General features: G+C 66.8%; 27 protein-coding genes and 3 tRNA genes. 19 read left to right on the top strand and 11 right to left on the bottom strand.

Features of this window, described 5'->3' with window-relative positions; all coding sequences use genetic code 11:
- Window positions 1-37: 37 nt before the first annotated feature.
- The 3 genes from TL10_RS02615 to TL10_RS02625 form a co-directional block, all read right to left on the bottom strand.
- Window positions 38-748 carry a crotonase/enoyl-CoA hydratase family protein gene (locus tag TL10_RS02615; RefSeq protein WP_043984412.1) on the bottom strand — a complete coding sequence of 237 codons (711 nt, stop codon included), beginning with the start codon at window positions 746-748 and terminating at the stop codon, window positions 38-40.
- A gap of 76 nt (window positions 749-824) precedes the next feature.
- A complete protein-coding gene (locus tag TL10_RS02620; RefSeq protein WP_043984413.1) occupies window positions 825-1661 on the bottom strand; it encodes a DUF8453 domain-containing protein in 837 nt (278 codons plus the stop codon).
- 121 nt (window positions 1662-1782) lie between these two features.
- Window positions 1783-2496, bottom strand: coding sequence for an MBL fold metallo-hydrolase (locus tag TL10_RS02625; protein ID WP_043984414.1), 714 nt, complete (start codon window positions 2494-2496; stop codon window positions 1783-1785).
- A 203-nt stretch (window positions 2497-2699) separates the two neighbouring features.
- Here TL10_RS02625 and TL10_RS02630 point away from each other — a divergent pair, with 203 nt between their 5' ends.
- From TL10_RS02630 to TL10_RS02690, 13 genes are all read left to right on the top strand, one after another.
- Complete coding sequence (locus TL10_RS02630; RefSeq protein ID WP_043984415.1) at window positions 2700-3539, top strand: type IV toxin-antitoxin system AbiEi family antitoxin; 840 nt, start codon at window positions 2700-2702, stop codon at window positions 3537-3539.
- 306 nt (window positions 3540-3845) lie between these two features.
- Window positions 3846-3918 (top strand) — tRNA-Thr (locus tag TL10_RS02635).
- Window positions 3919-3985: 67 nt separating this feature from the next.
- Window positions 3986-4062, top strand: a tRNA-Met gene (locus tag TL10_RS02640).
- 37 nt (window positions 4063-4099) lie between these two features.
- Window positions 4100-4267, top strand: coding sequence for a 50S ribosomal protein L33 (gene rpmG / locus TL10_RS02645; protein ID WP_003881823.1), 168 nt, complete (start codon window positions 4100-4102; stop codon window positions 4265-4267).
- 9 nt (window positions 4268-4276) lie between these two features.
- A complete protein-coding gene (gene hadA, locus TL10_RS02650; RefSeq protein ID WP_043401587.1) occupies window positions 4277-4756 on the top strand; it encodes a (3R)-hydroxyacyl-ACP dehydratase subunit HadA in 480 nt (159 codons plus the stop codon).
- Window positions 4743-5171, top strand: coding sequence for a (3R)-hydroxyacyl-ACP dehydratase subunit HadB (gene hadB, locus TL10_RS02655; protein WP_043401590.1), 429 nt, complete (start codon window positions 4743-4745; stop codon window positions 5169-5171). Before hadA ends, hadB begins: the two co-directional genes overlap by 14 nt.
- A gap of 3 nt (window positions 5172-5174) precedes the next feature.
- Window positions 5175-5687 (top strand): (3R)-hydroxyacyl-ACP dehydratase subunit HadC, encoded by a 513-nt coding sequence (gene hadC, locus TL10_RS02660; RefSeq protein WP_043984416.1) that lies wholly within the window; start codon window positions 5175-5177, stop codon window positions 5685-5687.
- Window positions 5688-5831: 144 nt separating this feature from the next.
- Window positions 5832-5904: transfer RNA gene (locus tag TL10_RS02665), tRNA-Trp, on the top strand.
- A gap of 63 nt (window positions 5905-5967) precedes the next feature.
- Entirely contained in the window at window positions 5968-6429 is a 462-nt protein-coding gene (gene secE, locus TL10_RS02670; RefSeq protein WP_043401597.1) for a preprotein translocase subunit SecE, read from the top strand.
- A 52-nt stretch (window positions 6430-6481) separates the two neighbouring features.
- The gene (gene nusG, locus TL10_RS02675; RefSeq protein ID WP_043401601.1) at window positions 6482-7303 is read left to right on the top strand and encodes a transcription termination/antitermination protein NusG; all 822 of its coding nucleotides are present in this window, start codon (window positions 6482-6484) and stop codon (window positions 7301-7303) included.
- A 71-nt stretch (window positions 7304-7374) separates the two neighbouring features.
- Window positions 7375-7806: a 50S ribosomal protein L11 gene (gene rplK / locus TL10_RS02680; protein WP_043401604.1), complete on the top strand. Its 432-nt coding sequence runs from the start codon at window positions 7375-7377 to the stop codon at window positions 7804-7806.
- Between the two features lie 85 nt (window positions 7807-7891).
- Entirely contained in the window at window positions 7892-8602 is a 711-nt protein-coding gene (rplA, locus tag TL10_RS02685; protein WP_043401608.1) for a 50S ribosomal protein L1, read from the top strand.
- 358 nt (window positions 8603-8960) lie between these two features.
- The gene (locus TL10_RS02690; protein WP_377042031.1) at window positions 8961-9623 is read left to right on the top strand and encodes a M15 family metallopeptidase; all 663 of its coding nucleotides are present in this window, start codon (window positions 8961-8963) and stop codon (window positions 9621-9623) included.
- 1 nt (window position 9624) lies between these two features.
- Here the strand turns inward: TL10_RS02690 and TL10_RS02695 are convergent, their stop codons facing one another.
- Window positions 9625-10569 (bottom strand): endonuclease/exonuclease/phosphatase family protein, encoded by a 945-nt coding sequence (locus tag TL10_RS02695; protein WP_043984417.1) that lies wholly within the window; start codon window positions 10567-10569, stop codon window positions 9625-9627.
- A gap of 339 nt (window positions 10570-10908) precedes the next feature.
- Here TL10_RS02695 and TL10_RS02700 point away from each other — a divergent pair, with 339 nt between their 5' ends.
- Window positions 10909-12639 carry a cellulase family glycosylhydrolase gene (locus TL10_RS02700; RefSeq protein WP_043984418.1) on the top strand — a complete coding sequence of 577 codons (1731 nt, stop codon included), beginning with the start codon at window positions 10909-10911 and terminating at the stop codon, window positions 12637-12639.
- Window positions 12640-12706: 67 nt separating this feature from the next.
- Here TL10_RS02700 and TL10_RS02705 read toward each other — a convergent pair whose 3' ends face one another.
- The 4 genes from TL10_RS02705 to TL10_RS02720 all read right to left on the bottom strand — a co-directional run bounded on the left by TL10_RS02705 (window position 12707) and on the right by TL10_RS02720 (window position 17265).
- The gene (locus tag TL10_RS02705) at window positions 12707-13603 is read right to left on the bottom strand and encodes a cyclopropane mycolic acid synthase family methyltransferase (RefSeq protein WP_043401616.1); all 897 of its coding nucleotides are present in this window, start codon (window positions 13601-13603) and stop codon (window positions 12707-12709) included.
- Window positions 13604-13814: 211 nt separating this feature from the next.
- Window positions 13815-14741: an alpha/beta fold hydrolase gene (locus TL10_RS02710; RefSeq protein ID WP_043984419.1), complete on the bottom strand. Its 927-nt coding sequence runs from the start codon at window positions 14739-14741 to the stop codon at window positions 13815-13817.
- An 87-nt stretch (window positions 14742-14828) separates the two neighbouring features.
- Complete coding sequence (locus TL10_RS02715; RefSeq protein ID WP_043401621.1) at window positions 14829-16193, bottom strand: ABC1 kinase family protein; 1365 nt, start codon at window positions 16191-16193, stop codon at window positions 14829-14831.
- 73 nt (window positions 16194-16266) lie between these two features.
- Entirely contained in the window at window positions 16267-17265 is a 999-nt protein-coding gene (locus TL10_RS02720) for an oxygenase MpaB family protein (RefSeq protein ID WP_043401623.1), read from the bottom strand.
- A gap of 74 nt (window positions 17266-17339) precedes the next feature.
- Here TL10_RS02720 and TL10_RS02725 point away from each other — a divergent pair, with 74 nt between their 5' ends.
- Complete coding sequence (locus tag TL10_RS02725) at window positions 17340-17942, top strand: TetR/AcrR family transcriptional regulator (RefSeq protein WP_043401625.1); 603 nt, start codon at window positions 17340-17342, stop codon at window positions 17940-17942.
- 26 nt (window positions 17943-17968) lie between these two features.
- Here TL10_RS02725 and TL10_RS02730 read toward each other — a convergent pair whose 3' ends face one another.
- Window positions 17969-18568 (bottom strand): DinB family protein, encoded by a 600-nt coding sequence (locus TL10_RS02730; protein WP_043984420.1) that lies wholly within the window; start codon window positions 18566-18568, stop codon window positions 17969-17971.
- A gap of 2 nt (window positions 18569-18570) precedes the next feature.
- Window positions 18571-19098: a DinB family protein gene (locus TL10_RS02735; RefSeq protein WP_043984421.1), complete on the bottom strand. Its 528-nt coding sequence runs from the start codon at window positions 19096-19098 to the stop codon at window positions 18571-18573.
- A gap of 61 nt (window positions 19099-19159) precedes the next feature.
- Here TL10_RS02735 and TL10_RS02740 point away from each other — a divergent pair, with 61 nt between their 5' ends.
- The 4 genes from TL10_RS02740 to TL10_RS02755 are packed head-to-tail and all read left to right on the top strand — an operon-like array spanning window position 19160 to window position 25883.
- On the top strand, window positions 19160-20119 hold the full coding sequence (locus TL10_RS02740; protein ID WP_043984422.1) for a helix-turn-helix transcriptional regulator: 960 nt from the start codon (window positions 19160-19162) through the stop codon (window positions 20117-20119).
- A 43-nt stretch (window positions 20120-20162) separates the two neighbouring features.
- The gene (locus TL10_RS02745) at window positions 20163-24359 is read left to right on the top strand and encodes a glycoside hydrolase family 38 N-terminal domain-containing protein (protein ID WP_043984500.1); all 4197 of its coding nucleotides are present in this window, start codon (window positions 20163-20165) and stop codon (window positions 24357-24359) included.
- A complete protein-coding gene (locus TL10_RS02750) occupies window positions 24356-24967 on the top strand; it encodes a DUF7158 domain-containing protein (protein ID WP_043984502.1) in 612 nt (203 codons plus the stop codon). Before TL10_RS02745 ends, TL10_RS02750 begins: the two co-directional genes overlap by 4 nt.
- A 7-nt stretch (window positions 24968-24974) precedes the next feature.
- A complete protein-coding gene (locus tag TL10_RS02755; RefSeq protein WP_043984503.1) occupies window positions 24975-25883 on the top strand; it encodes an ROK family protein in 909 nt (302 codons plus the stop codon).
- On the opposite strand, the gene TL10_RS29950 is transcribed toward TL10_RS02755, so the two are convergent.
- Complete coding sequence (locus TL10_RS29950; RefSeq protein ID WP_082067814.1) at window positions 25784-26212, bottom strand: winged helix-turn-helix transcriptional regulator; 429 nt, start codon at window positions 26210-26212, stop codon at window positions 25784-25786. The genes TL10_RS02755 and TL10_RS29950 overlap by 100 nt on opposite strands.
- Window positions 26213-26227 lie beyond the last annotated feature (15 nt).

Below are 26227 nucleotides of genomic sequence, written 5' to 3' on the forward strand. Positions count from 1 at the left end.
ACAGTTGAGCGAGGCCGGTAGGCCCAGAGACCGGGTGTTACCGGGCGGCGAATTCGGCGGCCAGGCCGTCGATGCCGGCCTGGATCGCGGCCAGCGATTCGGCGCGGGCCTTGAGCTTGCTGGCCAAGTGATGCTTGGTGTGCAGCGTCGCGGCGAAGCCGGCGGCCACCTCCTGAGCGCGGCTCAACACGTTCTCCGGCTCGACGATCTCGTCCACCCAGCCGGCCGCCCGCGCTTCCTCACCGGTGAACGTCGCGGCCAGACCGACCGCCCGCTGGAAGGCCGCCTTGGTCAATCGCATGCGCAGGATCTCGACGCACGCCTGGGGCACCGTCATGCCGATGGCCACCTCGTTGGCCTGACACCGCATCGTGGGAGAACCGACCCGATGGTCGCCGGACTCCAGCAGGAACGAGCCGCCGGCGATCGCGTGGCCGGTGGCGGCGATCACCACGGGGACGGGGAAACGCAGGAGCCGAGCGTTCAGTTCGATGCCGCCGCGCAGCATCGCCAGCCCGGCTGCCGCGTCACCCGAGCCGAAGATCGCGAGGTCGAACCCTGCGCTCAGCACCCGGTTGTTGCCGGCGAGGACGATCGCCTTGACGTCTCCGGTCGCAGCGGCCTGCTCGGCCTGATCCAGCGCGGCGTTGATGTTCTGCTGCATCGTCGGGCTCAGGACGTTGACCTTGCCGTCGTCCAGCGTGATCGTGGCGACTGCATCGGTCACGGAGTAGGTGACGGTGCTCATCGGTTCTCCCTCGGTCGGTTCCCAGGCCGGGAACTGTTTGAGCCGATGCTAGACGGGCCCGCGGAGGCGCCGGCCGTCAGTGGACGCCGTTGCGGTGCCGACCCTTCGGACCCTCGTCGACCCACTGGATTTCCAGTTCGGTGGTCTCGTCGGCCTCGCGGCTGCGCCAGCGGTCCTGGGTTTCTCGGACCGCCCGGTTCATCCGGTCGATCTCCGCGCGGAAGACCTCGGGCTGCGTCTCCTTCGAGGCGTAGTGGAAGTACGTCAGCACGCTGCGGAGCAGCTCGAGCTTCTGCTTCTCCCGCTTGGCGAGGTCGTGCGTCGTCATCAGCTCCAGCCGCTGCACCGGCTGCAGCGCGGCCCAGTCGAGCACCGCCTTCGACTCGTACTCGCGGGGCTTCGGCGCGAATCGGGACTTCTTGCCGGGCGCCGGGGTCGCCAGGTCGTAGTAGGTGAGCGTCCCCTCGAACCGGGACCGGATCGACCCGCCCAGCTCCTCCCGGCTGATCGCCGAGTCCCAGATGGTTCGCCACTCTTGCCCCGGGGCCAGGACCGAGAGTTCGCTGGGCAGCCGCAGCTCAGTGACGTCGAGCTCGCCGTCGTGGTCGGAATCCTCGTAGATCGCGACGGTCGGATGATTGGTGAACTCGAACGAGATGTTGTGCGCCGCGGTCTGCCCGAAATTGCGGACCACCAGCTCGATCAGGTGCCAGTCGGACGCGTGCGGCTCCATGAACATGGTCACCTGCGGCCGAACCTGATCCCGCTTGAGCTGGCGATTCTTGGAGAGCTGGCGATTCACCACGATCAGCACGACGATGCCGAACGCCAGCGCGGCCCAGGCCGCGATGGCCAGCCAGCTGCCCGACCCCAGGCTCGTCAGGTCATTCCAGCGTTGAGATATCCAGTCCACCGCGCCACCCAGTCGTCATTTCACCGATCGGTAATCCGACACCGAGACTAATATTCGCTGGTTGACTTGTACAACGGAGGAAAGTTCGTAGCTGCGCGCTCATGACCAGGCGACTGTGCCGCTAGCCGCCCATGAGCATGCGCCACTGGTCCAGGTTGCTGGCCCGGTAGACGTAGTTGGAGCGACGGACGTCGTCGAGCGGCGCGCTGGGTTCGGCCGAGTACCAGTGCCCGGGGAAGACCGTCGGATCGCCGGGCAGCGCGGCCAGCGCCTGCAGGCTGTGGAACATGTCGTCTACGTTCCCGCCGGGGAAATCGGTGCGGCCGCAGCCCTCCAGGAACAGGGTGTCGCCGGCGACCAACCGGCCGTCGAGCAGGAAGCACTGGCTGCCGGGAGTGTGCCCGGGGGTGTGCAGCAGCTCGATCGGCACGGCCCCGACCTGCACGACGTCGCCGTGCTGGTGCGACGTCAGCTCCGACGGCGCGATGCCGGTGACCCGGGACACCCAGTCGGCCTCGTGGACGTTGACGTGCACCGGCACGCTGACCCGCTCCAGCAGTTCGGCCAGGCCCTTGAGCTCGAAGCCCATCATCGAGCCGCCGACATGGTCGGGGTGGTGGTGGGTGACGAGCACGCCCGACAGGTGCATGCCGTCGGCCTCCAGGGCGTCGACCAGATCGCCCGCGGCGTAAGCCGGGTCGACCACCACGCAGTCGCCGGTCTCCCGGTCGCCGATCAGGTAGGCGAAGTTGCGCATCTGCGCGGCGATCGGATCGGTCGCCGCGAAGTCGCGGCCGGCGAGCAACTGACGGAAATACAGGCGGTCATCAGGCATGCGGACAGCCTAGGAGGGTGGTCGGCCCGCGCTGAAGTGCGTGGCTGCAATCTCTCGGCTCGTATCGCTCCGCGATTGAAGTCAGGTATCCATTTCGAGCTGACGGCGTCCCTGGTTTCAATCGGGAAGGGTGGGCGCGGCTGCTGATTGAAGCCAGGGATTCTCGTGACCGGTTTGTCGGGGGTCCTTGGCAGCATCGCGCCATGGGGGTATTCATCGGCAGCGAGGCATTGGCCGCGGGGAAGGTCACGCGCAATGACCTGCGGCGTCACTACAGGCGCATGTTTCCGGACGTGTACGGACCGCCCGAGCCCACCATCCGCGACCGCGTGCGTGGTGCGTGGTTGTGGTCCGGCCGACGTGGTGTCATCTCGGGAGTGGCGGCATCGGCGCTGCATTGGGCGAAATACGTCGACGACGACGCCCCGATCGAGATGTTGTGGCGGAATGGTCACCCGCCGAACGGCTTGATCGTGCGGAATGAGGCGTATGCCGCCGACGAGGTCACCACGTATGACGGGATTCCGGTCACCACACCGGCGCGGACGATCTTCGACCTGGGCCGACACCTCGACCGCGATGAGGCCGTCGCGCGGATCGACGCACTGCTGTGGGTCGGCCGGGTGGGTATCGGCGACGTTCAGCCGACCATCGGGCGATATCCGTGGGCGCGCGGTCTGGCGCAACTCCGGGTAGCACTGGCGTTGGCTGACGAGGGGGCCGAGTCGCCGAGGGAGACGCGGCTGCGCCTGCTGCTCACCGATGCGGGCATGCGCCCGACCGACACCCAGATCCCGGTCTACGAGGGCAATCGGCTGATCACCAAGTTCGACATGGGTTGGAAGCACCTCCTGGTCGGGGTGCAATACGACGGCGGTCACCATCAGACCGACCGCGCGCAGTACGTGCGCGATCAGAAGGCGCTGCCCAAGCTCGAAGCGCGGAACTGGATCGTCGTCAAGGTGATCAAGGAGGACACCGACGATGACGTCCTGGCCCGGGTAGCGGCTGGCTTGTTCCGCCGTGGCTGGCGGGCGGCGTAGTTGAATCGGTGCCTGGTAGAAGCGGGCAGCGTCCCTGGATTCAATCAGCACGCCTGCCGGGTCGATCGAATTGCACTGAGGGATCGTTCGAACGGCATAGCGGTACCTGGCGTCAATCGGGACGTTTCGAAGCCCGCGATCGTTGAAGCCTGGGACGAGATCGGGCAAACCGGCCACAGGAACCCCCGGGGGAGTCAAAATAGGGCGGTTACGCTGCCGTTTTGGCAGCTGATTCAGCGAGACGGTAACCTCTTTAAGGCCCACGGGGCAGACGGTCGTAACCGACAGTTCGAAACCGAGGGTCAGGCCCCCTTAGCTCAGTCGGTAGAGCGTTTCCATGGTAAGGAAAAGGTCAACGGTTCGATTCCGTTAGGGGGCTCGGTGGACATATGGCGAGCGGAGCGACGGAAGTAAGAATCCGCCGCTGCGCCGCCTGTGTCTGTCGGGGCGGTGTAGCTCAGCTGGTTAGAGCGCACGACTCATAATCGTGAGGTCGGGAGATCGAGCCTCCCCACCGCTACCAGCACAACAGGGATTTACGAAGCGAAAGAGGCAGAGACGTGGCGTCGAGTACCGACGTACGGCCGAAGATCACCTTGGCCTGCGAGGTGTGCAAGCACCGTAACTACATCACCAAGAAGAACCGTCGTAACGACCCGGATCGTCTTGAGATCAAGAAGTTCTGCCCGAACTGCGGTACGCATCAGCCGCACAAAGAGTCGCGTTAGCCACTCGTCGTGGGCCTGTCGGCGGAAATTGTCGGGTATCACTACCGGCATCCTGAGTGCTACGAGGTCGGTCGCGAGAAGATTCGTGAGCACGCGATCGCCGTCCAGAACGATGACGCATGCTTTCACCAGGAGTCGGCTGCAGCTGAACTCGGGCACGACGCGCTGCTGGCGCCTCTGACGTTCATCAGTATCTTCGGCTACCAGGCGCAGTTGGCCATGTTCGAGGACGCTGGTGTCGTCATCTCGGATGCCCAGATCATTCACGTCGATCAGGAGCTGAAGTTCTTCGCGCCGATCAAGGCCGGCGACAAGCTCTTCTACGACGTCTACGTCGACTCGTTTCGGCAGGCGCACGGCACCGACATCATCGTGACCAAGAACATCATCACGAACGATCGTGGTGATGTCGTTCAAGAGGCCTACACGACCCTTGCGGGTCGTTCGGGTGAGGACGGACAGAAGGGATTCTCAGATGGCGCTTCGTGAATTCAGCTCGGTCAAGGTCGGTGACGAGTTGCCCGAGAAGACCATCAAGCTGACCCGGCAGGACCTGGTCAACTACGCCGGTGTTTCCGGCGACCTGAACCCCATCCACTGGGACGACGAGATCGCCAAGCAGGTCGGTCTGGACACCGCCATCGCCCACGGCATGCTGACCATGGGTCTGGGCGGCGGCTTCGTCACCAACTGGGTCGGCGACCCGGCTGCCGTCACCGAATACAACGTCCGTTTCACTTCGGTGGTCCCGGTCCCCAACGACGGCATCGGCGCCGAGCTGATCTTCACCGGCCGCGTCAAGTCGGTCGACGAGGACTCCAAGTCGGTCACCATCGCGCTTTCCGCCACCACCGGCGGCAAGAAGATCTTCGGCCGCGCTGTCGCGACCGCGAAGTTGGCCTAGCCCATGCCGGTGAATCCCGACATCTTGGGGATGGTTCACAAGTACCCCCAGGTGTTCACGGTGGGGCGCGAGCAGGTCCGGCAGTACGCCAAGGCAGTCAAGTCCGACCACCCCGCGTCGATGGATGAAGCCGCCGCGGCCGAATTGGGCCACGACACCCTGATCGCCGGTCCGACCTTCGTGTCGATCGTCGCGCTGCTGGTTCAGCAGGATTTCTTCCGTAGCGTCGATGTCGGCATGGAGACCATGCAGATCATCCAGGTCGACCAGAAATTCGTCTACCACCGCCCGATCAGGGTCGGTGACCGGCTGCACGCGACCGTCGAGATCGCCTCCATCGAGCACCGGTTCGGGGCCGACATCGTGTTGACCCGCAACACCCTCACCGATGATGACGGTGGCGTCATCATGGAGGCCTTCACCACGTTGATGGGCCACGAAGGCGACAATTCGGTGTCGGTGCGCTACGACCGCGAGACCGGGCAGGTGCTCCGCTCGGCCGCCGGAGCGGATTAGTAACTCAGACTGGGGCCGATGTACACTCGGTCCTCGGGGATCCACCCTTTTCAGCGCGCTGTCCGTCGGTTACAGATCGACCGATCGGGGAGCGCGCGAATTGTGTGAGGACCCAGCCGGAAGCGCCGACCTGGTCGGTGCTGAAGGGGCGTAGCTCAATTGGCAGAGCAGCGGTCTCCAAAACCGCAGGTTGCAGGTTCAAGTCCTGTCGCCCCTGCTCAACTGAATACCGATGTGGACACTGGAAATGTGACCACCTGGAACAGACGAAAGGCATGCGGTGAGCGACGAGCGCGATAGTGCCGGCTCCGCAGGCGCCGGTACTGATGCGGGCACCGACGCGGGCGAAGGCGAGTCGCAGGGCCAGACCGCAGTTGTGACGCGCCCGGCGCGTCCGACCGGAAAGCGGGCCCGGCGGGCCGTCGAGGTCGACGAGTCCGAGTCGGACACCGTCGAGGCGGATTCTGACGCCGAGGACAGCGCGGCCGACGCTGACAAGAAATCGAAGAAGCGCGACAAGCCGAAGAAGGCCGCCAAGACCGGCGACTCTCGGAACCCGTTCGTGTACGTCTGGAACTTCCTCAAGCAGGTCGTCGCCGAGCTGCGGAAGGTCATCTGGCCGAACCGCAAGCAGATGATCGGCTACACGACCGTCGTGCTGGTGTTCCTGGTCTTCATGGTGGCGCTGATCGGTGGGGTCGACTTCGGTCTCGCCAAGCTCGTCATGTGGGTGTTCGGCTGACGCCGTCCGCCCGCCGCGACGAGCTCAAGAACGTAAGAGAGGACTGACTACCGTGACTTTCGATGGCGAGACACCTTCGGATGAGTCCGACGTGACCGCCGAGGCAGTCGAGTCGGTGGAGACCTTGGACGACACCGCGGAAACTTCGGAGACCGCGGATGTTGCCGACGCGCCCGAGGCGACCGAAGAGGTTGTCGACGAGACGGTGGAGGCCGTCGCCGAGGAGCCCGAGGAGCCCGAGGACGAGGATCCCGCGGTCGCGCTGAAGAAGCAGCTGCGGCGTCAGGCCGGCGAGTGGTACGTCATCCACTCGTACGCCGGTTACGAGAACAAGGTGAAGGCCAATCTCGAGACCCGCGTCCAGAACCTGGACGTCGGCGACTACATCTTCCAGGTCGAGGTACCGACCGAAGAGGTCACCGAGATCAAGAACGGCCAGCGCAAGCAGGTCAACCGCAAGGTGCTGCCGGGCTACATCCTGGTGCGCATGGATCTGAACGACGAGTCGTGGGGCGCCGTGCGCAACACCCCGGGTGTGACCGGATTCGTCGGTGCGACCTCGAAGCCGTCGGCCCTGTCGCTCGACGACGTCGTCAAGTTCCTGCTGCCGCAGGGTGCCGCGAAGAAGCCCGCCAAGGCGACCTCGGCTTCCGCTGCGTCGGGAGCCGACAGCGAAGCCAGCCTGGCGCGTCCGGAGATTCTGGTCGACTTCGAGGTCGGCGAGTCCGTCACCGTCATGGATGGCCCGTTCGCGACGCTGCCCGCGTCGATCAGCGAGGTCAACGCCGAGCAGCAGAAGCTCAAGGTGCTGGTGTCCATCTTCGGACGTGAGACGCCGGTCGAATTGACCTTCACACAGGTCAGCAAGATTTAATCGCGGACTGCCAACTCGCGATTAGCAGGATGTAGTCGCACCGCGGCTACCTAGAAAGGAACACCACACCAATGGCCCCGAAGAAGAAAAAGGTCGTCGGGCTGATCAAGCTGCAGATCCAGGCCGGCGCGGCCAACCCCGCCCCGCCCGTGGGTCCGGCGCTCGGCCAGCACGGCGTCAACATCATGGAATTCTGCAAGGCGTACAACGCTGCGACAGAAAGCCAGCGCGGAAACGTCATCCCCGTGGAGATCAGCGTCTACGAAGACCGCACCTTCACGTTCGTTCTGAAGACCCCGCCGGCAGCGCGTCTGCTGCTCAAGGCTGCGGGCATCCAGAAGGGTTCGGCCGAGCCGCACAAGACCAAGGTCGCCAAGATCAGCTGGGACCAGGTCCGCGAAATCGCCGAGACCAAGAAGGAAGATCTCAACGCGAACGACATCGACGCCGCTGCCAAGATCATCGCCGGCACTGCCCGGTCGATGGGTATCACGGTCGAGTAATCCCCGGATTCGCGCGGCTGCGTGAATCCACCTGTGGAAGAGCCCGCTTCGGCTCGCTAACCACACCTCTGAACTGGAGATTCAAATGAGCAAGAACAGCAAGGCATACCGCGAAGCTGCCGAGAAGGTGGACCGCGACAACCTGTACACCCCGCTCCAGGCCGTGAAGCTGGCCAAGGAGACGTCCTCGAAGAAGCAGGATGCGACCGTCGAGGTTGCGATCCGGCTGGGTGTTGATCCTCGTAAGGCAGACCAGATGGTGCGTGGCACCGTCAACCTGCCGCACGGCACCGGTAAGACCGCCCGCGTAGTGGTGTTCGCGGTTGGTGAGAAGGCCGAGGCCGCTGTGGCCGCCGGCGCCGATGCCGTCGGTAGCGATGACCTGATCGAGCGTATCCAGGGTGGGTGGACCGACTTCGACGCCGCGATCGCGACGCCGGACCAGATGGCCAAGGTCGGTAAGATCGCCCGCGTCCTCGGCCCGCGTGGTCTGATGCCGAACCCGAAGACCGGCACCGTCACCCCGGACGTGGCCAAGGCCGTGTCCGACATCAAGGGCGGCAAGATCAACTTCCGTGTCGACAAGCAGGCCAACCTGCACCTGATCATCGGCAAGGCGTCGTTCGACGAGGTCAAGCTGGCCGAGAACTACGGTGCCGCGCTGGACGAGGTGCTGCGCGCCAAGCCGTCGTCGTCGAAGGGCCGTTACCTGAAGAAGGTCGTCCTCTCGACGACCACCGGCCCGGGCATCCCGGTCGACCCGTCGGTCACCCGGAACTTCACCGAAGAGGCGTAGGCCCCAGGCCACATCCGCTCTTACTGCGAACCCCCGTACGACTCCGGTCGTGCGGGGGTTCGTTGCATATCTCACAATGACAGCGTTCTCAGATGCGGTTCAGGTTCGTTTAGCGGCTGTCACAGGTGCGTCGCCAACCATCGAATCCATGAGCAACTGTCTGTGCGGCCACGATCGTGCCGCCCACCAGCACTACCGTGCGGGTTCGGACTGCGCGCTCTGCAAGCCAGGGGGTTGCGGGCGCTTTCGCACCGACTCGTCCGTGAGCCAGTGGCAGAGCTGGTTCCGGGCGACCGCACCCCGACCTGCCGATCCGATCCGGTAGTTGTTCGGCGCCAGGATCTGGCAACCTCGACACATGTTCGTGCGAACACTCGCCGTCACCTTGGGCGCTCTGCTGGCCGTCGGAAATTTCGGCTCAGACCTCGGCATGGCCTCGGCGGCACCGCAACCCGCGCCGCCGCCGGTATCGCCGCAGGCCGCGGCGGCCGGACTGATCGACGTCCGGACCGTCGTCCCCGACGCGGTGATCGACCTGCGGTACGCCACTCCCAACAATTTCGTCGGGGTGCCGCTGTACCCGGCCGACGCGCGGTGCCTGATCCACGAATCGATGGCGCCGGGGCTGGCCACCGCCGCCCGGATTCTGCGCGCGCACGGCGAGGTGCTGACGTTCTGGGACTGCTATCGGCCGCATGAGGTGCAGGTCCGGATGTTCCAGGCCGTACCGGACCCGAACTGGGTCGCCAAACCCAGCCAGTTCGCGCGCAGCCACGAGTCCGGTCTGTCGGTGGATGTGACCATCACCGGCGTCGACATGGGAACCGATTTCGATGACTTCAGCCCGCGCGCGACGGCCTACGCGACCACCGGTGTCACCCCTGCGCAGCAGGCCAACCGCGCCCGGCTGCGGGACGCCATGGTCGCCGGTGGCCTGAGCGTGTATCCGGGGGAGTGGTGGCACTTCAACGGCCCTGGGGCGGCAGAGCCGCGCCCGATCCTCGACGTGCCGGTGAACTGAGTCAGCCCGCGACCAATTGGGCCAGCAGCGCCCGGTGATCGGAGCCGGGCACCTGCAGCGTCCGCACCGAGGTGGCCACGTAGCCGCGCGTCAGGATGTGGTCGACGGCGAAGACCGGCGGCGCGACGATGTCGGCCGGATGCGTGCGGACCACCCCGGCACCGGCCTGCGCGCCGGCATCCCGATAGCCCTGCCGCAGCAGCCGCCGGAACTCGCGCATGTCCGGGGTGGCATTCAGGTCGCCGGCCAGCAGCACCGGGCCGGAGCTTGCCTGGGCTGCCTTCAGCAACGTGTCGGCGAGCCGAGCCAGGTCATCGCGCCAGCCCTGCAAGGGGTCCGGCCATGGTGCGGACAGGTGGACGGTCATCACGGTGGTCGCGCTGCCGGCTCCGGGAATCTGGACGGTGACGGCCAGCATGCCGAGCCAGAAGCCGTCGTCGATGCGGATGTCAGTGATCGGGTAGCGGCTCCAGATGCCCACCCCGCCCGGCTCGTCCATCTCACGCAGGGCGCGGTACGGGAACAGGCGGTCCAGGCCGGCGGCCTCCAGTCGTGCCAGCGCGGCAGGTGTAAGTTCTTGCAGCGCAACGATGTCCGCGCTCTCCTCGGCATAGCGGACGACGGGTTCGGCCTCGGCCCGCCCGTAGCGCAGATTGGCCGACAGGAACCTCAGCGCAGTGCCCGACGGTGCCTTCGCGCGCCGGAACAGCGGTATCTGCACGACGGCCGCGGCGACGGTGGTCGCGACGGCGACCGCCGCCAGCGGCCAGTTTCCCACGGTGCCGAACAACACGGCAGCCACCGGAGCGCCGAGAACGAGGTACGGCACGGCGGCCGCCAGCGCCAACAACAACCTGTTGACGATCGGAATCCAGCGCGCTGCGAGACCGACGATGGCTGCGCCCAGCGCGATAGCGCCGGTGTACGTCAGAACTGACTGCCACATCGCGATGATTCGCCCTCCTCAATCTGTGCTGCAGAAAATGTACCGGAAGTATTTATGGTCCCGTCGACGCGATTCCGGCAACGAAAAATCGTATTTGCTGCGCTTACTCTTTTTGTCCGCTAGCCAAAATAGTTGCTAGCGTAAATTGAAGTCATCTGTCAAAATCCTAGAAGTCGGCTGTGAGCCAATTGCCGCATTTAAACAGGTTATTGACCATAGGTATGTTTATTCGGATAACCTTTTTGTAGATTCTTCGAGTCAATTACGGGTAGTGTCTCGGCCATTCGTTGACGCCTATAACAATTCGCCAGGCGGCCGATTTTGAACAAGGGGACACGCATGTACTCGTCGCTGCGCGGATCGCTTCGTGCCTGCACATTTCGCGGCGTTGTCGCGATACTCCCGGTTGCGATGATCTGCGCGTACGCACCGCCGTCGGAACTGCCGTCCAGGCTGGTGACGGCGCAGGTCGAGAACACCGCGGAAATCGTCTCGTCTCCGTCGAGCATCGGGATCGCCGATTCGGGTCTGTACGGGGAAACCCAGGCTCAGATCAATCAGACACTCGACACCCTGCAGTCCATCGGGGTTCAGGATGTCCGGGTCTTCGTCCCATGGATCTACGTCGAACCCGGGAACGGCGTCTACAACTGGTCCAGCATCGACATGGTCATCCAGGCCGCCCAAGCGCGGAACATGGGCGTGATGGCCGAGCTCGCCAGCACTCCGCTGTGGGCCGCGCCGTCCGGCACCATCCCCGGCGCCGGCACCCCCGACCCGGCGACCTTCGCCTCCTTCGCGACTGCGGTGGCCCAGCGATATGGCACGGCCATCTCGGCGTACGAAATCTGGAACGAGCCGAACTACGCGCTGTCCTCGGACCCCATCGATCCCGTCGCCTACGCGGCACTGCTGAAGGCCGCCTATCCGGCGATCAAGGCCGTCGACCCCAGCGCCACCATCGTGGCCGGCGCGCTGGGCAGCGTCATCAGCTTCGGCGGTGTCACGATGGACCCGGTGACGTTCGTCAAGCAGATGCTTGCCGCCGGCGCCGCGAACTATTTCGATGCCTTGTCGTTCCATCCGTACCAGGAGTCGCTGCCCTTCTCGTCGGGCCTCGGTGTCGCGAATTCGCCTCTTTCGCAACTGAACTCGATCTATCAGCTGATGACCCAATACGGCGACGGGCTCAAGAAGATCTGGATCAGTGAGTTCGGCGCCTCGACCAACGACGTCAGTCAGCAGACCCAGGCCGACCTGATCAAGAACCTCATCGACACCTGGCAGACCATCGCCTATGCCGGGCCGGTGTTCATCTACACCGCGCAGGACGGGGTGCCCGGAGCCGACGGCTACGGCATCTACAACGCCGACTGGACGCCGAAGCTCGCGGTCGCCGTCATTCAGCAGGCGATTGCGAAGTACTCGAGCGGACCGCTCGGCGGCGTCGGAACCGTGGTCGGCGGCGTCACCTCGGGCGTCGCCGCGGTGGCGCAGTCGCTTGCCAATCTGCTGCAGTCCATCGGGCAGGCGATTCAGGGTGAATTCCAGCAGCTGGGGAAGGCCATCAACGCCTGGGCCGCCGCGGTCAGTGCCAAGCTGAGCGGAACCCTGCCGACGGCCAGCCCGCTGGCGGCGAAGGTGGCTGCGGTGAAGACCACTGCCGTCACCACCACTGCGGAGGCCTCGACCGGGACCGCGTCCACAGGGGCGTCGACGGGGACGACGCTGAAGGCAACCACGGTGCAGAAGCGCGCGAAGTCGACCAGTGGTGGCAGTGGGTCGACCAGTTCGACGACGCCCGCGAGCACGACGGCGTCGTCCACCGACAAAGTGTCTGATCCGGATGCCGGTGCGGCAGCCGACTCGTCGGGCAAGTCGCGGGACAAGTCCAAGCCTCACAAGGGCGACGGATCGACGTCGCACCTGAAGGGCGCGCACGGCACGGCGGTCACGTCCGGCACGTCGGCCGATGAGACGTCCGGCACGACGCCGGTGGTCGTCGACAAGCGTTCGCACCGTCACAGTGACACGAGTTCGAGCTCGACCTCGTCGGCGTCCGACCACTGACCCGCCGGAAACGCAGTAGCGCCCCCGGCCTCAGGCCGGGGGCGCTACTGACGAAAGCCGATTGGTGTTACGCGGCTTCCTTGGTCTTGGTGTAGGTGACCAGGCTGACGTCGAGGACCTCATCGAGGAAGTAGTACTGGCAACCGGTCAGATACTTCATGTACCGGTCGTAGTTCACCTGACCGGAGATCGCGATGGCCTGTTCCTTGTGGTGCTCCAGGTTGGCAGCCCACACGCCGAGCGTCTTGATGTAGTGGTTGCGCAGCGACACCGGCTCCGGGACGTTGAAGCCGGCCTTCTCGCCATGGTCGATCATCATCTGCGTGCTGGGCAGCCGGCCGCCGGGGAAGATGTCGGTCGCCATGAACTTGATGAACCGGGCCATTTCGAACGTCACCTTTTTACCGCGGGCGGACATGTCGAACGGGTGGTAGCTCACGCTGCTCTGGATGGTCATCCGGCCGTCGGCGGGCATGATCTCGTAGCAGTTCTTGAAGAAGTCGTCGTAGCGCTCGAAACCGAAGTGCTCGAACGCCTCGATGGACACGATGCGGTCCACCGGCTCGTGGAACTCTTCCCAGCCCTTCAGCAGCACCCGGTGCGTGCGCTCCGACTCGGTGCTGCTCAGCAGTTCCGTGCAGAACGCCTGCTGGTTCTTGCTCAGCGTCAGGCCGATGACGTTGACGTCGTACTTCTCCATGGCGCGCTGCATGGTCAGGCCCCAACCGCAGCCGATCTCCAGCAGCGTCATGCCGGGCTTGAGATCGAGCTGTTCGAGGTGCTGATCAACGTTGGCGAGCTGCGCCTGTTCCATCGTGACGGTCGGTCCGGTGAAGTAGGCGCAGCTGTACTTACGGGTGTCGTCTTGGAACAACCCGAAGAAATCGTCAGACAGGTCGTAATGGGCCTGGATGTCCTCGAAATGCGGCCGCATGTCCTTGGCCCCAGTCGAATCCTGAATCATCTCTAACACCTAACTTGACCTTCCTCACTCGCGGGTGATGCCGGTCACTAAATCACAATTGTGACCGCACAATACCTGGCCGCCAACCGGTTCCTTGACGTTGGTGTGACGCGTCGACACGGTCAGCTTCAACAGCAAACGTAGCCGCCGATATGTCGTGTGCCATGTTCATTCCCCCTGCGTGGCGGGGTCTGTGACCGGACCGAGATGTCTAACGCACTTCGGCAAACGTCGTGACCAGTTCGCCGGCGATCTTGTCCCAGAGAGGCGCGGGCAGGTCATGACCCATGCCGTCGAACAACACCAACCGGGCGCGTCGGATGGCCTTGGCTACTGCGCGGCCACCGCTCGGCCTCATCAGTTTATCGGCTCGGCCGTGGATGACGACCGTCGGTGCGGTGATCAACGCGTTGTAGCGCCGCAGGCTGCCGCTGCCCAGGATGGCCCCGAAGTGCCGGGCGACGCCGACGGGGTAGTACGAGCGGTCGTAGCTCTCGGCGGCGTCGGCCTCGGCCTGGTCGAGCGGCGTCGGGTAGCCGGGGCTGCCGATGATGCGGCCGACGTTGACCGCGTTGGCGATGACGCCCGCGCGTGAGGTGTCCTGCGGCCGGGTCGTGATTGCCTTGAGTTGCTTCGGCCCGGGCGGGGGCAGCAGCGGCTGGTTGTTGCTGGAGAAGATGACGCCGAGCGTCTTGGTCCGGTGCTGGTAGCGCGCTGCGAACACCTGCGCGATCATGCCGCCCATCGACCCACCGACGACGTGTGCCTGCTCGATCTTCAGGTGGTCCAGCAGCGCGGCGGCGTCGTCGGCCATGTCCTCCAACGTGTAGACCGCATCGCTACGCAGGCCGGCGTACGACCGGAGCATCCGCGGCAGCAGTCCGGAACCGGAGTGCTTGCCCTCGATCTTGGTGGACAGGCCCACATCGCGGTTGTCGAACCGGATCACCCGGTAGCCCTTCTCGACGAGCTTGTCGCAGAAGCCTTTGCGCCACAACAGCAGCTGCGCCCCGAGGCCCATGATGAGCAGGACGGCCGGATCATCCGGGTTGCCCATGTCCTCGTAGGCGATATCCAGGTCACCGGAGCGGGCGAAGCCGGTCCGGACCTCGGCGGTGGTGTCTCGTTCAGGCTGCATGGCTACTCGTATCTCGGTCGGCGTTCGTGGTCGGAGTCGGCCTGCGGCCTACTCCTCGGATTTGTCTGGTCGGATTCGGCCTGCGGCCTACTCCTCGGATTTCCCGTTGGCGTTCTTGTGGTCGCGGCTGATGTCCACCATGAAGTTGGCGAAGTAACCCTTCAGCTGGGGGTCGCTCATCATCTGCCACTTCGGCGCCAGCAGCTTCATGTACCGCTCCACGTAGAGGAACTGTTTACCGATCAGCACCAGCTCGCGGGGCAGCTTGACGTCATACGCGTCCGCGAGGGTGGAGAGCTGCTTGCCGATCTCGGCGTAGGACAGGTCGCCCAGCGACGTCATGGTGAGCGGCGTGGTGAAGGCCTCCAGGTCCTTGGCCGCCTGGCCCTCCGGTTTGACCGTGCCCACGGCGCCCATCATCACCACGATCCGGCCGGCCGCCGCGTGATCCTTCGAGACCAGCAGCGCATACACCAACTCGCGCAGCAGCCACCGGGTCCGCGGGTCGATGCGGCCCATGATCCCGAAGTCGAAGAAGACGATCTTGCCGTCCTTGTCGACGTGCAGGTTGCCGGCGTGCAGGTCGCCGTGGAACAGGCCGTGCTTGAGGCCACCCTCGAAGACGCTGAACACCAGCGCCTTGACCAGCTCCTCGCCGTCGAACCCGGCCTTGCGGATGGCGGCGGCATCGTCAATGCGGATGCCCTCGACGCGCTCCATGGTCAGCACGCGCTCGCTGGTCAGATCCCAGTAGACCTGGGCCACCCGGATGTTCTGCCCCAGCGGCGAGGAGTGCATGTGTGCCACCCAGGCGTCCATCGACTGCGCCTCGAGCCGGAAGTCGAGTTCCTCGGCGAGGTTGTCGGCGAAGTCAGCGACCACGTCCTGCGCGGACAGCCGCTGGCCCAGCTTGGCCATCTCGGCGACCTGCGCGCCGCGCTTGAGGATCTGCAGGTCGGCGGCCACCCGTCGGCGGATGCCGGGGCGCTGAATCTTGACCACGACCTCTTCGCCGGAGTGCAGCGTCGCGTAGTGCACCTGGGCGATGGAGGCGGAGGCGAAGGGCTCGTCGTCGAAGCTGGCGAAGAGGTCGGCGGGATCGCCACCGAGTTCTTCGCGCAGCAGCTTGTGGACCTGGTCCTTGTCCGCGGGCGGGACCCGGTCCAGCAGGCTGCGGAACTCGCGGCTCAGGGGTTCACCGAAGGCGCCGGGGCTCGACGCGATGATCTGGCCCAGCTTGACGTACGTCGGGCCCAGGTCGGAGAACGTTTTCGGGACTTGTTTGAGCACCTTGTGCTGCAGGCTGCCCTTGGAGAAGGCACCGCCGACGATGCGTACGCCGGTCCGTGCGAGCTGCCAGCCGGTGGCCCCGATGCGGGCGGCTTCGACGGGCAGCGGCACCCGGTCCAGCCGGGCACCCTCGCGATGGGGGGTCTTCCGCGTTGAACTCATTGGTGAAGTGTCTCAAAACCGCGGGTACCGCCAAAAAGGTGTGCCCTGCATCACTCCTTCGGCGGTGCTCGGGTCAGACGAAGACGCTCTCGATATCGGCGCGGCTGCGGGCCGGGTCGCTGCCGGGCACGTACGTCGGGACGGTGTGCGGAGCCAGCTCCGGATCGATGCCGCCTTTGACCCGGGCCTTGGCCTGCCGGAATTCGGGGAACGGTCCGGCGGCGGTGTGCAGGCCGTTGATGATCGACCACACCACCGCGCGGCGGGCGGTGCGCTCGATGGGATTCGGGTCGGTGTGCCCCAGCAGCTGCTTGGCCCATTTGGGCATGGTGTCGCGGACCGCCCAGTCGACCGCGCTCTGCGGCATCGGCAGGTTCGGGCCGGTGGCCATCGCCGCGCCGTAGGTCAGTGCCAGCCTGGGGAGGTAGGACTGCAGGCAGTCCAGGGTCTCAGCCTTCGTCGTCGGCAGATCGGTGCCGCCGAGAGCGTGACCGACCCGGATGAACTCGCCGTAGTAGCGGTCGAGTTTCTTGCCGCGCAACGGGTTTGGATGGTAGAGCTCATGCGCCGTGGCCAGGCCCCAGACGACCGTCGCGTAGTTCCACCGCAGCCAGTCCGGGTCGTCGGCGTCGTAGGCGGCGCCGTCCGGCCGGACGCCCTTGATGGTGTGGTGCATGGCGCGCACGGTCCGGGCCAGGTTCTCGGCGGTCTCGGTGCTGCCATACGCGGTGCCGATGAAGAACGCGATGGAATGACCCAGGCGGACGGCCGCGCCCTTCGGATCGATCACCGGGCTGGCGACTCCGTTCTCGTCGCGCTGGACCAGGCGGGAATGGTGCATGCCCATCCAGTAGATGGACGGGTCGAGGCGCTCGATGAACGCGGCGCACTGCAGGCCGAAGACCAGGGCCTCGGTGTGTGAGTGCACATGCCAGACGGCACTGCCGGGGCCGAACCAGCCCGGGTCGCCGGCGGGGCCCGCGAAGTCCATGCCGCGGAAATAGTTCCGTCGGATGGTCTCGTCGAATCGGTGCTGAAGCTGGTGCTCGATGAACTGGTGCGGCAGGTACACGTCAACCCCTTCTGGTCACGGTCGTAACCAGAATAGTATTTGGTGACGGGTGTGACCAGACCTAGGCTGTAGGGATGTCGACACCGACCAGGTGGGCGGGTATCCCGCTCGACGACCGCCGCGCCGAGCGGCGCGGGCTCCTGGTCGACGCCGCATTCGAATTGTTCGGCTCTGGCGGCGAGACGGCCTTGTCGGTCCGCTCGGTGTGCCGCGAGTGCGGGCTCAACACCCGGTACTTCTACGAGAGCTTCGACGGCATCGACGACCTGTTGGGCGCCGTCTACGACAAGGTGAGCATCGAGCTGGCCACGGTGGTCGACGCGGCGATCACCGTCGCCGGCGACTCGGTGCGGGAGCGGACCCGCGCCGGTACCGCCGCGGTACTGGGTTTCGGTTCCGCCGATCCGCGGCGCGGGCGGGTGCTGTTCACCGAAGCACGCGCCAACCCCGTGCTGGCCGCGCGCCGGGCCGTCACCCAGGACCTGCTGCTCGATGCCGTCCTGGCCGAGGGCGGCCGACTGCATCCCGGTTCGGATCCCGTCGCCGCACGCGTCGGTGCGGCCATGTACACCGGCGCGATGGCCGAACTGGCCCAGCAGTGGCTGTCCGGTTCGCTGGGCACGGACCTGGATGTGGTGGTCGACGCGGCCCTGACGTTGGTGCTGCCCCGAGAGTGACGAAATGGCTGCCCCGGTGAGGGCGGTTACTGGGCGACGGGTCGCCAGCGCTTGAGGTAATCCGTCTCCGGCCATTCCTCTGCCGCGGCCAGCAGTTCGTACATGGTGGCGCGGTCGATGGACTCGCGGATGATGTCGGCGTGGCCGGCGTGCCGGGACAGCTCTTCGATGATGTGCATCCCGACCCAGCGCACCGTCCAGTGGTCGATATCGGCCGGGAACCACGGCACCTCATGCGGGACCGGCACCAGAGTGCCGAGGTCGAGCTCGGCGAACGCCTTCAAGGTCGCCGTGTTCTGCTCGCGCAATGCGGCCAGCAAGTCGTCGAGGGTTTCGTCGTCGCCCACGACGTACTGGTCGGCGTACTCGGCCATGATTTCCGCCATCGGCCGCGGGTCCGGCGGCGGGAAGTCGGGGGCGGCCACCGCCCGCTCGACCCAGCCGGCCTGCATGGCGGTGACGTGCTTGATCAGGCCGCCGACCGACAGCGCACTGACCGACGGGGTGGAGCGGGCCTGCTCGTCGGTGAGTCCGTAGGCGACGGCCGCGAAGGCATCCTGCTGGAATGCGATGAAATTGATCAGGGTCTGGCGTTCGTCGGCGGCGGGTGCGGGCAGTCCGGGCATGCTCAGTTCTCTTTCTCGGTGTGGATGTAAAGGTCACGGATGCAGGCGATTTCCGCTCCGTGGTGAATGACTTCGCGATTGATGTGCAGCACCAGGGTGGCCATTGAGAAGTCAGCGTAGGGGCCTTCTGCCGGCCCGCACGGCTGGGCCAGTGCGGCGTCGTCGAGCCCGCGGACCCCGGCGATCCAGTTCGCGTAGGCGGCGTCGAGCTGCTCCAGCGCGGTGTGCGCATCGAGGGCGTAGGGCCACGACTGGTAGTCGGCCGGCGGCCCGCCGAAATGCGAATGGTTCCGCATGGCCAGGACGCCGACGATGACGTGCGCCAATCGCCAGGCGATGGTGGTGAACGGCTCGGGTTGCGGTGGGGGATAGCTGAAGTCGATGGCTCCGTCGGGGTGGAGGGTCCAGCAGCCGGGGACCGGCTGCCAGAAGTATTCGTCGTCGGTCAGTCCCTCGAGTCGGGGACGCAGCTGGTGTTGCCAGTGCCAGTCGAGTTGGTCGGCCAGTTCTTCGGTCCGTTCTTCAGTCACCGGGCAAGCCTGTCACCGAAATAGGACTGTTTCTGTCCTATGAGTGCGGCAGAGTGTTGTCATGTCCGAAACGACGAGCCGGGTCCTCCAACTGCTGGGCCTGTTGCAGGCGCGCCGGGTGTGGACCGGGCAGGAGCTGGCGGATCGGCTCGGCGTCACCGGGCGCAGCGTCCGGCGCGATATCGAGCGGCTGCGCGACCTCGGCTATCCGGTACACGCCAGCAAGGGGCGCGACGGCGGCTATCAGCTGGGTGCCGGTGCCGCGTTGCCTCCGCTGCTGCTCGATCCAGAGGAGGCCGTCGCGATGGCGGTATGTCTGCGGCTGGCGGCCGGTGGCAGCGTCGCGGGCGTCGGTGAGTCGGCGCTGCGGGCACTGTCCAAACTCGACCAGGTGATGCCGTCCCGGCTCCGGTCGCAGGTGTCCGCGGTGCACGACGCGACGGTGACGTTGACCGGCGGCAGCTCTGTGGAAGCGGTATCGCCCGACGACCTGATGACGCTGGCCCGCGCCTGCCGGGATCACGAACACATCAGGCTCGGCTACACCGATATCCGCGGCAACAGCACCGAACGGCGGCTGGAGCCCTATCAACTCGTCACCACCGGACGCCGCTGGTACCTGCTGACCTACGACCGCGACAAGGCGGACTGGCGCACGCTACGGCTGGACCGGATGGTCGACGTCAGAGCCGCGGGTACGACGTTCGCTCCGCGCCCGGCGCCCGACGCGGCCGACTACGTGCGCCGGGCCATCACCGCGTCGCCGTACCGCTACGTCGCGCGGGTCCGCTTCGAGGCGTCAGAAAGTCAACTGGCACAGATGTTTTCCGCGTCCTCGGCGCAGATCGAGGCAGATGGTCCGGACCGCTGCATCGTGACCGCCGGGGGCGACGACCCGGAGCGCATCGTGCTGCATCTGGCGATGCCGGGCTACCGGTTCGAGGTGCTCGAGCCGCCCGAGGTGATTGCCGCGACGCGCGCGGTCGCCGACCGGCTGCGTGCCGCAATGCCGCCCGGCTGAAGGGGATTGACCGTATGGTGCAGGGGTGTCGACGGGACGACTCCTGCAGGTGACGGCGGTAGTTTCCACCGAGTTGTTCGTCGGCCCGGCCGATGAGCCGTGGCAGATCGTGCGGGTGGACTACACCGGATGCGCACAGCCCACCGAGGTCAGGGTCGTCGGGGATGGCTTGACCGGCCAGGCCGTGGCGCAGCAGGGCGACGGCACGGTGGAGATTCCGGTGGTGGTGCAGGACGGGCAGCCGGGTCAGCTCCGGCCCGCGCATCTGGAGATCGACGGCGCGCGGACCGCGTTCGAGTTCGTCGTCGCCGAGCCCGGCTGGACCATGCACATGATCAGCCACTTCCACTACGACCCGGTGTGGTGGAACACCCAGGCCGCGTACACCAGCGTCTGGACCGAGGACCCGCCCGGCCGGTGCCGGCAGATCAACGGCTTCGAGCTCGTCACCGCACACCTCGAAATGGCAAGGCGGGAACCGGAATACAAGTTCGTGCTGGCCGAGGTCGACTACCTCAAACCCTATTGGGACACCCACCCGGAGCAACGCGCCCAGCTGCGTGCGTTGCTGGCCGAGGGTCGGGTCGAGATCATGGGCGGCACCTACAACGAGCCGAACACCAACCTGACCAGTCCCGAGACCGCGATCCGGAACTTCGTGCACGGCATCGGTTTTCAGCGTGATGTGATGGGCGCAGACCCGGCGACGGCCTGGCAACTGGACGTCTTCGGCCACGATCCGCAGTTCCCGGGAATGGCGGCCGACGCCGGGCTGACCTCCAGTTCGTGGGCCCGCGGACCGCATCACCAGTGGGGGCCGATGCACCGTGACGGCGATCCCGAGCGCATGCAGTTCGCCAGCGAATTCGACTGGATCGCACCGTCGGGCCGTGGGCTGCTGACCCACTACATGCCGGCGCATTACGCCGCCGGGTGGTGGATGGATTCGTCGGCGTCGTTGCAAGAGGCCGAGAACGCCACCTACGAGACGTTCACCAAACTGAAAAAGGTTGCGCTGACCCGCAATGTGCTCCTGCCGGTCGGCACCGACTACACGCCGCCGAACAAATGGGTGACCGAGATTCACCGCGACTGGGCCGCCCGCTACACCTGGCCCCGCTTCGTGTGTGCGCTGCCGCGGGAGTTCTTCGCCGCGGTGCGTGACGAACTCGCGGCCGATGGCACCCAGCCGTCGCCGCAGACCCGCGACATGAACCCGATCTACACGGGCAAAGATGTGTCGTACATCGACACCAAACAGGCCAACCGCGCCGCCGAGAACGTCGTGCTGGCAGCCGAACGGTTCGCGGTGTTCGCCGGATTGCTCACCGGCGCCACCTACCCACAAGCGGCTCTGGCCAAAGCATGGGTTCAGCTGGCCTACGGCGCACACCACGACGCCATCACCGGATCGGAATCCGACCAGGTGTACCTCGACCTGCTCACCGGCTGGCGCGACGCCTGGGAACTCGGCCGGACCGCGCGCGACAACGCGGTGGCGCTGCTGTCGCGCGCCGTCGACGGCGACATCGTGGTGTGGAACCCATTGGCGCACAGCCGAACCGACATCGTCACCGTCCACCTCGACGAACCGCTGGCAGGCTCGGTCTTCGACGCGGACGGCACGCCGGTCCCGGTCCTGATCGAAGACGACGGCCACACCGCCACCTGGCTGGCCCGCGACGTGCCGTCCCTCGGCTGGCGGGGATACACACTCGGCGGAGACACGCTGCGATCGGTGCGGAAACCGGCCTCGTGGGAACCCAAGTCCGGTACCACCATCAGCAACGACCGCTACGGCTGCACCGTCGATCCCGGCCGCGGTGGGGCAGTGTCGTCGCTGTTCCGTGAGGGCGTCGAACTGATCGGCACCGGCCAGGTCGGCAACGAGATCGCCGTCTACGACGAACATTCCGCACACCCCACCGAACACGAAGGGCCCTGGCACCTGCTGCCCAAGGGGCCGGTGGTGGGCTCGGCCGAACGTCCTGCCGATTCAGTGCAGGCTTATCGCAGCGCGCTGGGGGAGCGGTTGGTGGTCACCGGCCGGATCGGCGACGTGCTGCGCTACACCCAGACCATCACCCTGTGGCAGGGCGTGGACCGCGTCGACTGCCGCACCGTGATCGACGAATTCACCGGCGCCGACAAGCTGCTGCGGCTGCGCTGGCCCTGCCCGGTGCCGGGCGCGATGCCGGTCAGTGAGGTCGGCGACGCGGTGATCGGGCGCGGCTTCGGGCTGCTGCACCAACGGGATTCGCACGAGGCCGTCGACACCGCGGACCACCCCTACACGTTGGACAATCCCGCCTACGGGTGGTTCGGACTGTCATCGGCGGTGCAGGTCCGGGTACGCGACGCGCACGATGTACACGTACGGGCGGTGTCGGTCGCCGAGGTCGTGGTGCCGAACGCCGCCGACCCGCAGACACCGACCCGGGAGCTGATGGTCGCTTTGGTCCGGGCCGGGGTGACGGCCACCTGCAGCAGCGCCGACAAGCCGCGCTACGGCGACCTCGCCGTCGACTCCAACCTGCCCGACGCCCGCATCGCGCTCGGTGGGCCCGACGAGAACCGTTTCACCGCAGCGGTATTGGCGGCAGCCGACCCGTGCTACGGCGCGGAACTGCAGCGCCGTCTCGCCGCCGGTGACGCCCTGCTCTGGGTGCCTGCCGACGCAGACCTCGTGCAGCGCTGGATTCCCGGCGCCGACCTGACGGGGGTGCGGGCGCTGCCGGTGCTGATCGTCGCCGGACCCGGCGCCACCGAGGACCTGATCGCCGCCCTCGCCGACGCCGAGATCGCGGTCGAGCAGGACGCCACGGCCGGCATCGGGCCCTTCGACGCCCGGACCGTGGCCGTATTGAACCGGGGCGTACCGGGTTTCGCCGTCGAACCGGACGGCGTCCTGCACACCTCGTTGATGCGGTCGTGCACCGGCTGGCCATCGGGCACCTGGATCGACCCGCCCCGCCGCACCGCACCCGATGGCTCGAACTTCCAGCTCCAGCACTGGACCCACACTTTCGACTACGCCGTCGCGGCCGGTGACGGTGACTGGCGCGCCGCGGGCATCGCGGCGCGCAGTGCCGAGTACTCCGAGCCGTTGCTCGCGGTGCACACCGATCATCCGGCCGTAGCCGGCGGATTGCCCAGCACCGGTTCACTGTTGGGCGTCGAACCCGCGTCCGACGTGGCGCTCGCCGTGCTGAAGGCCACCGGCAACCCGATCGCCACCGGCAGCAGCGCGCCCGTCGACCCGAGGTCGGGCATCACCCTGCGCCTGGTGCAGACCTCGGGACGGCCGACCGAGGTCAGCATCACCTCGGGACTCCGGCACCTCGAGGACGTGGCACGACTGGACCTCCTCGAACAACCCGTGGCCGGCGACGGCAAAGGCCTCCGGCTGCACGGTTTCGAGATCGCCTCCGTGCGGGCACGGCTCGAGCTGCCCCATGTGCTCAATGGCGACCATGCCACCTTGGCGCCGGATGCCGAAGTGGCCCAACCGGTTTACGCCCGGTACTGGCTGCACAACCGCGGCCCGGCGCCGTTGGGCGGTTTGCCGGCGGTGGCACATGTGCACCCCACTGAGATATCCGGTGAACCAGGTGCACCCGTGCAATTGCGCGTCACCGCCGCCAGCGACTGCACCGATGCCGCGCTGCATGGCCGGGTGCGGGTGCTGTGTCCCGACGGCTGGTCGGCAACCCCGGACGAGCTGCCCTTCGTGCTGCCGCCGGGCGGTTACCTGGAAACCGAAGTGCAGCTGGAACTTCCGATCGCGGTCCCCGTCGGCCGGTACCCGGTACGAGTCGAACTCGCGGTCACCGGCGGCGCCAAGCACACCCAGATTCCGGCAGCCTGGCGCCAGACGGTGGAGGACGTCTGTGTCGTCACCGTCGGTGAACCCGTTGACACACCACTGCTCACGCTGGTCGCCGAGCCCGAACCGGTCGACGTCGTCGCGGGTGGACACGCGGACCTGAGCGTCATCGTCGGCTCCGCCGCCGGCGCGCCGCTGAGCCTGGAGGCGCACTTGATCAGCCCGTGGGGCACCTGGGAATGGCTGGGGCCGGGCGTGCTCGGCGCCGACGTCCCCGCCGGCGGCACCGTCGCGCTGGACTTCGATGTGGCACCGCCGCTGTGGGTCGGCCCGGGGCAGTGGTGGGCACTGATCCGGATCGCGGCCGCCGGGCGGGTGCTGTACACCCCGGCGGTATCGGTGCGGGTCCGATGAACCACGTCGCCACCGTCGCCGGGCGGGCCATTCCGGTGGGCGACCTCGACGACCGTGAATCACGTTTGCGGGCAAGCGCATTGGCGCCATCGCTACCGGTGCCCGGGACCAGTGAAGGCCGCCAGCTGCGGCGCTGGCTGGCCCAGTTGCTGGTCACCGACGAGCTGGTGCGCGTGGCAGCCGGCGAACTCGGTGTCGACGACCGCGATGCGCCTACCGAAGCTGATCTGCTGCCCGACGCCGCCGCCCGGATGGAGCTCGGCAGCGTCGCCGCGGCTGCCCTCGAACAGCCGCTGGCGCGCGCGCTGTTCGTCCGCGTGACCGCCGACGTTCGGCTCGCGGGTGACGAGGTCGAGCGCTACCACGCCCGCAACCCCCTGCGGTTCGCCCCGCCCGTCCCTGATCTCGGCGGCTGGTCCACCGCGGCGACCGTCGCCCCGCCACTGGATCAGGTGCGGCCGCAGATCACCGCACATCTGCTGGGGTCGGCACGCCGACGCACCTTCCGGCATTGGCTCGACGCCCGCCGGGCCGAGTCGGTGCACCTGGCACCTGGATATGAACACCCCGGCGACCCGCGCCAGCCCGACCACGTCCACCGGCATTGAGGCCACGATGCCCGAACTGACCCTCGCTCTCGACATCGGTGGCACCAAGATCGCCGCGGCGCTCGTCGACCCGGACGGCGTGCTCGTGCACCGCGCGCAGCTGCCTACGCCGCACGCGGACCGCGAGCAGGTGTGGGCAACCGTCGACACCCTGGTCGGCGCCGCTCTCGGCGCGGCCGGCGGGCGCCCGCTGCGGGGTGTGGGCGTCGGCTCCGCCGGTCCCATCGACGTCTCGGCGGGCACTGTGAGCCCGCTGAATATCGCTGTCTGGCAACAGTTTCCGTTGGTGCAGCGACTTGCCGAGCGTACCGGCCTGCCGGTACGGCTGGCCGGTGACGTCGTATGCCTGGCCATGGGTGAGCAATGGCGCGGGGCCGGTCAGGGGGCGCAGTTCCTGCTCGGCATGGTGGTGTCGACCGGTATCGGTGGCGGGTTGGTGCTCGATGGCGCGCCGTACCTCGGTCGCACCGGTAATGCCGGGCACATCGGGCACGTCGTGGTGGACCCCGACGGTCCGCGCTGCGCGTGCGGTGGTCAGGGCTGCGTGGAGGCGGTGGCCTCGGGTCCGCACCTGGCGCGCTGGGCGCACGAGCACGGCTGGGGCGCGCCGGCCGATGCCGACGCGAAGGCGCTGGCCGACGCTGCCGGCCGCGGGGATCCGGTTGCGGTGCAGGCGTTCGCGCGCGGTGCCGATGCGATCGCCGTCGCCATCGCGTCGGCGGCGGCGGTCTGCGATCTGGATCTGGTGGTGCTCGGCGGAGGTGTGGCGAACGCGGGGGAGGTGTTGTTCGCCCCGTTGCGGGCGGCGCTGCCCCGTTATGCGGGGTTGAGCTTCTTGCGCGGCCTGCGGGTGGTGCCCGCCGCACTCGGCGGCGATGCCGGCCTGGTCGGCGCGGCCGCGCTGTTCCGTTCTTGAGAAGCGTTGCGCTCCATATGCTTTCGGCCCCAATCGCACAGGGACCACAGCACGGGACCCAGCGTCTTGCCGTATTCGGAGATCGAGTAGTGCACGCACGGCGGCACCGTGCCGGCGTCGTGGCGGTCGATGATGCCGTCGGCCACCAGCTCGTGCAGGTGCCGGATGAGCATGCGCTCGGTGATGTCGGGGATGCTGCGCCGGAGTTCGGCGGTGCGCATCGGACCGTCCGAGAGCCGCCACAGGATGGTGCCCTTCCAGCGGCCGTCGACGACGGAGAGGGCGGCGTCGATCGGGCACTCGCCGATCTCTTTCTTCGATACCGCCACGGTGCACCTCCTGGT

The organism is Mycolicibacterium llatzerense (assembly GCF_000878195.1).
GTDB lineage: Bacteria > Actinomycetota > Actinomycetes > Mycobacteriales > Mycobacteriaceae > Mycobacterium > Mycobacterium llatzerense.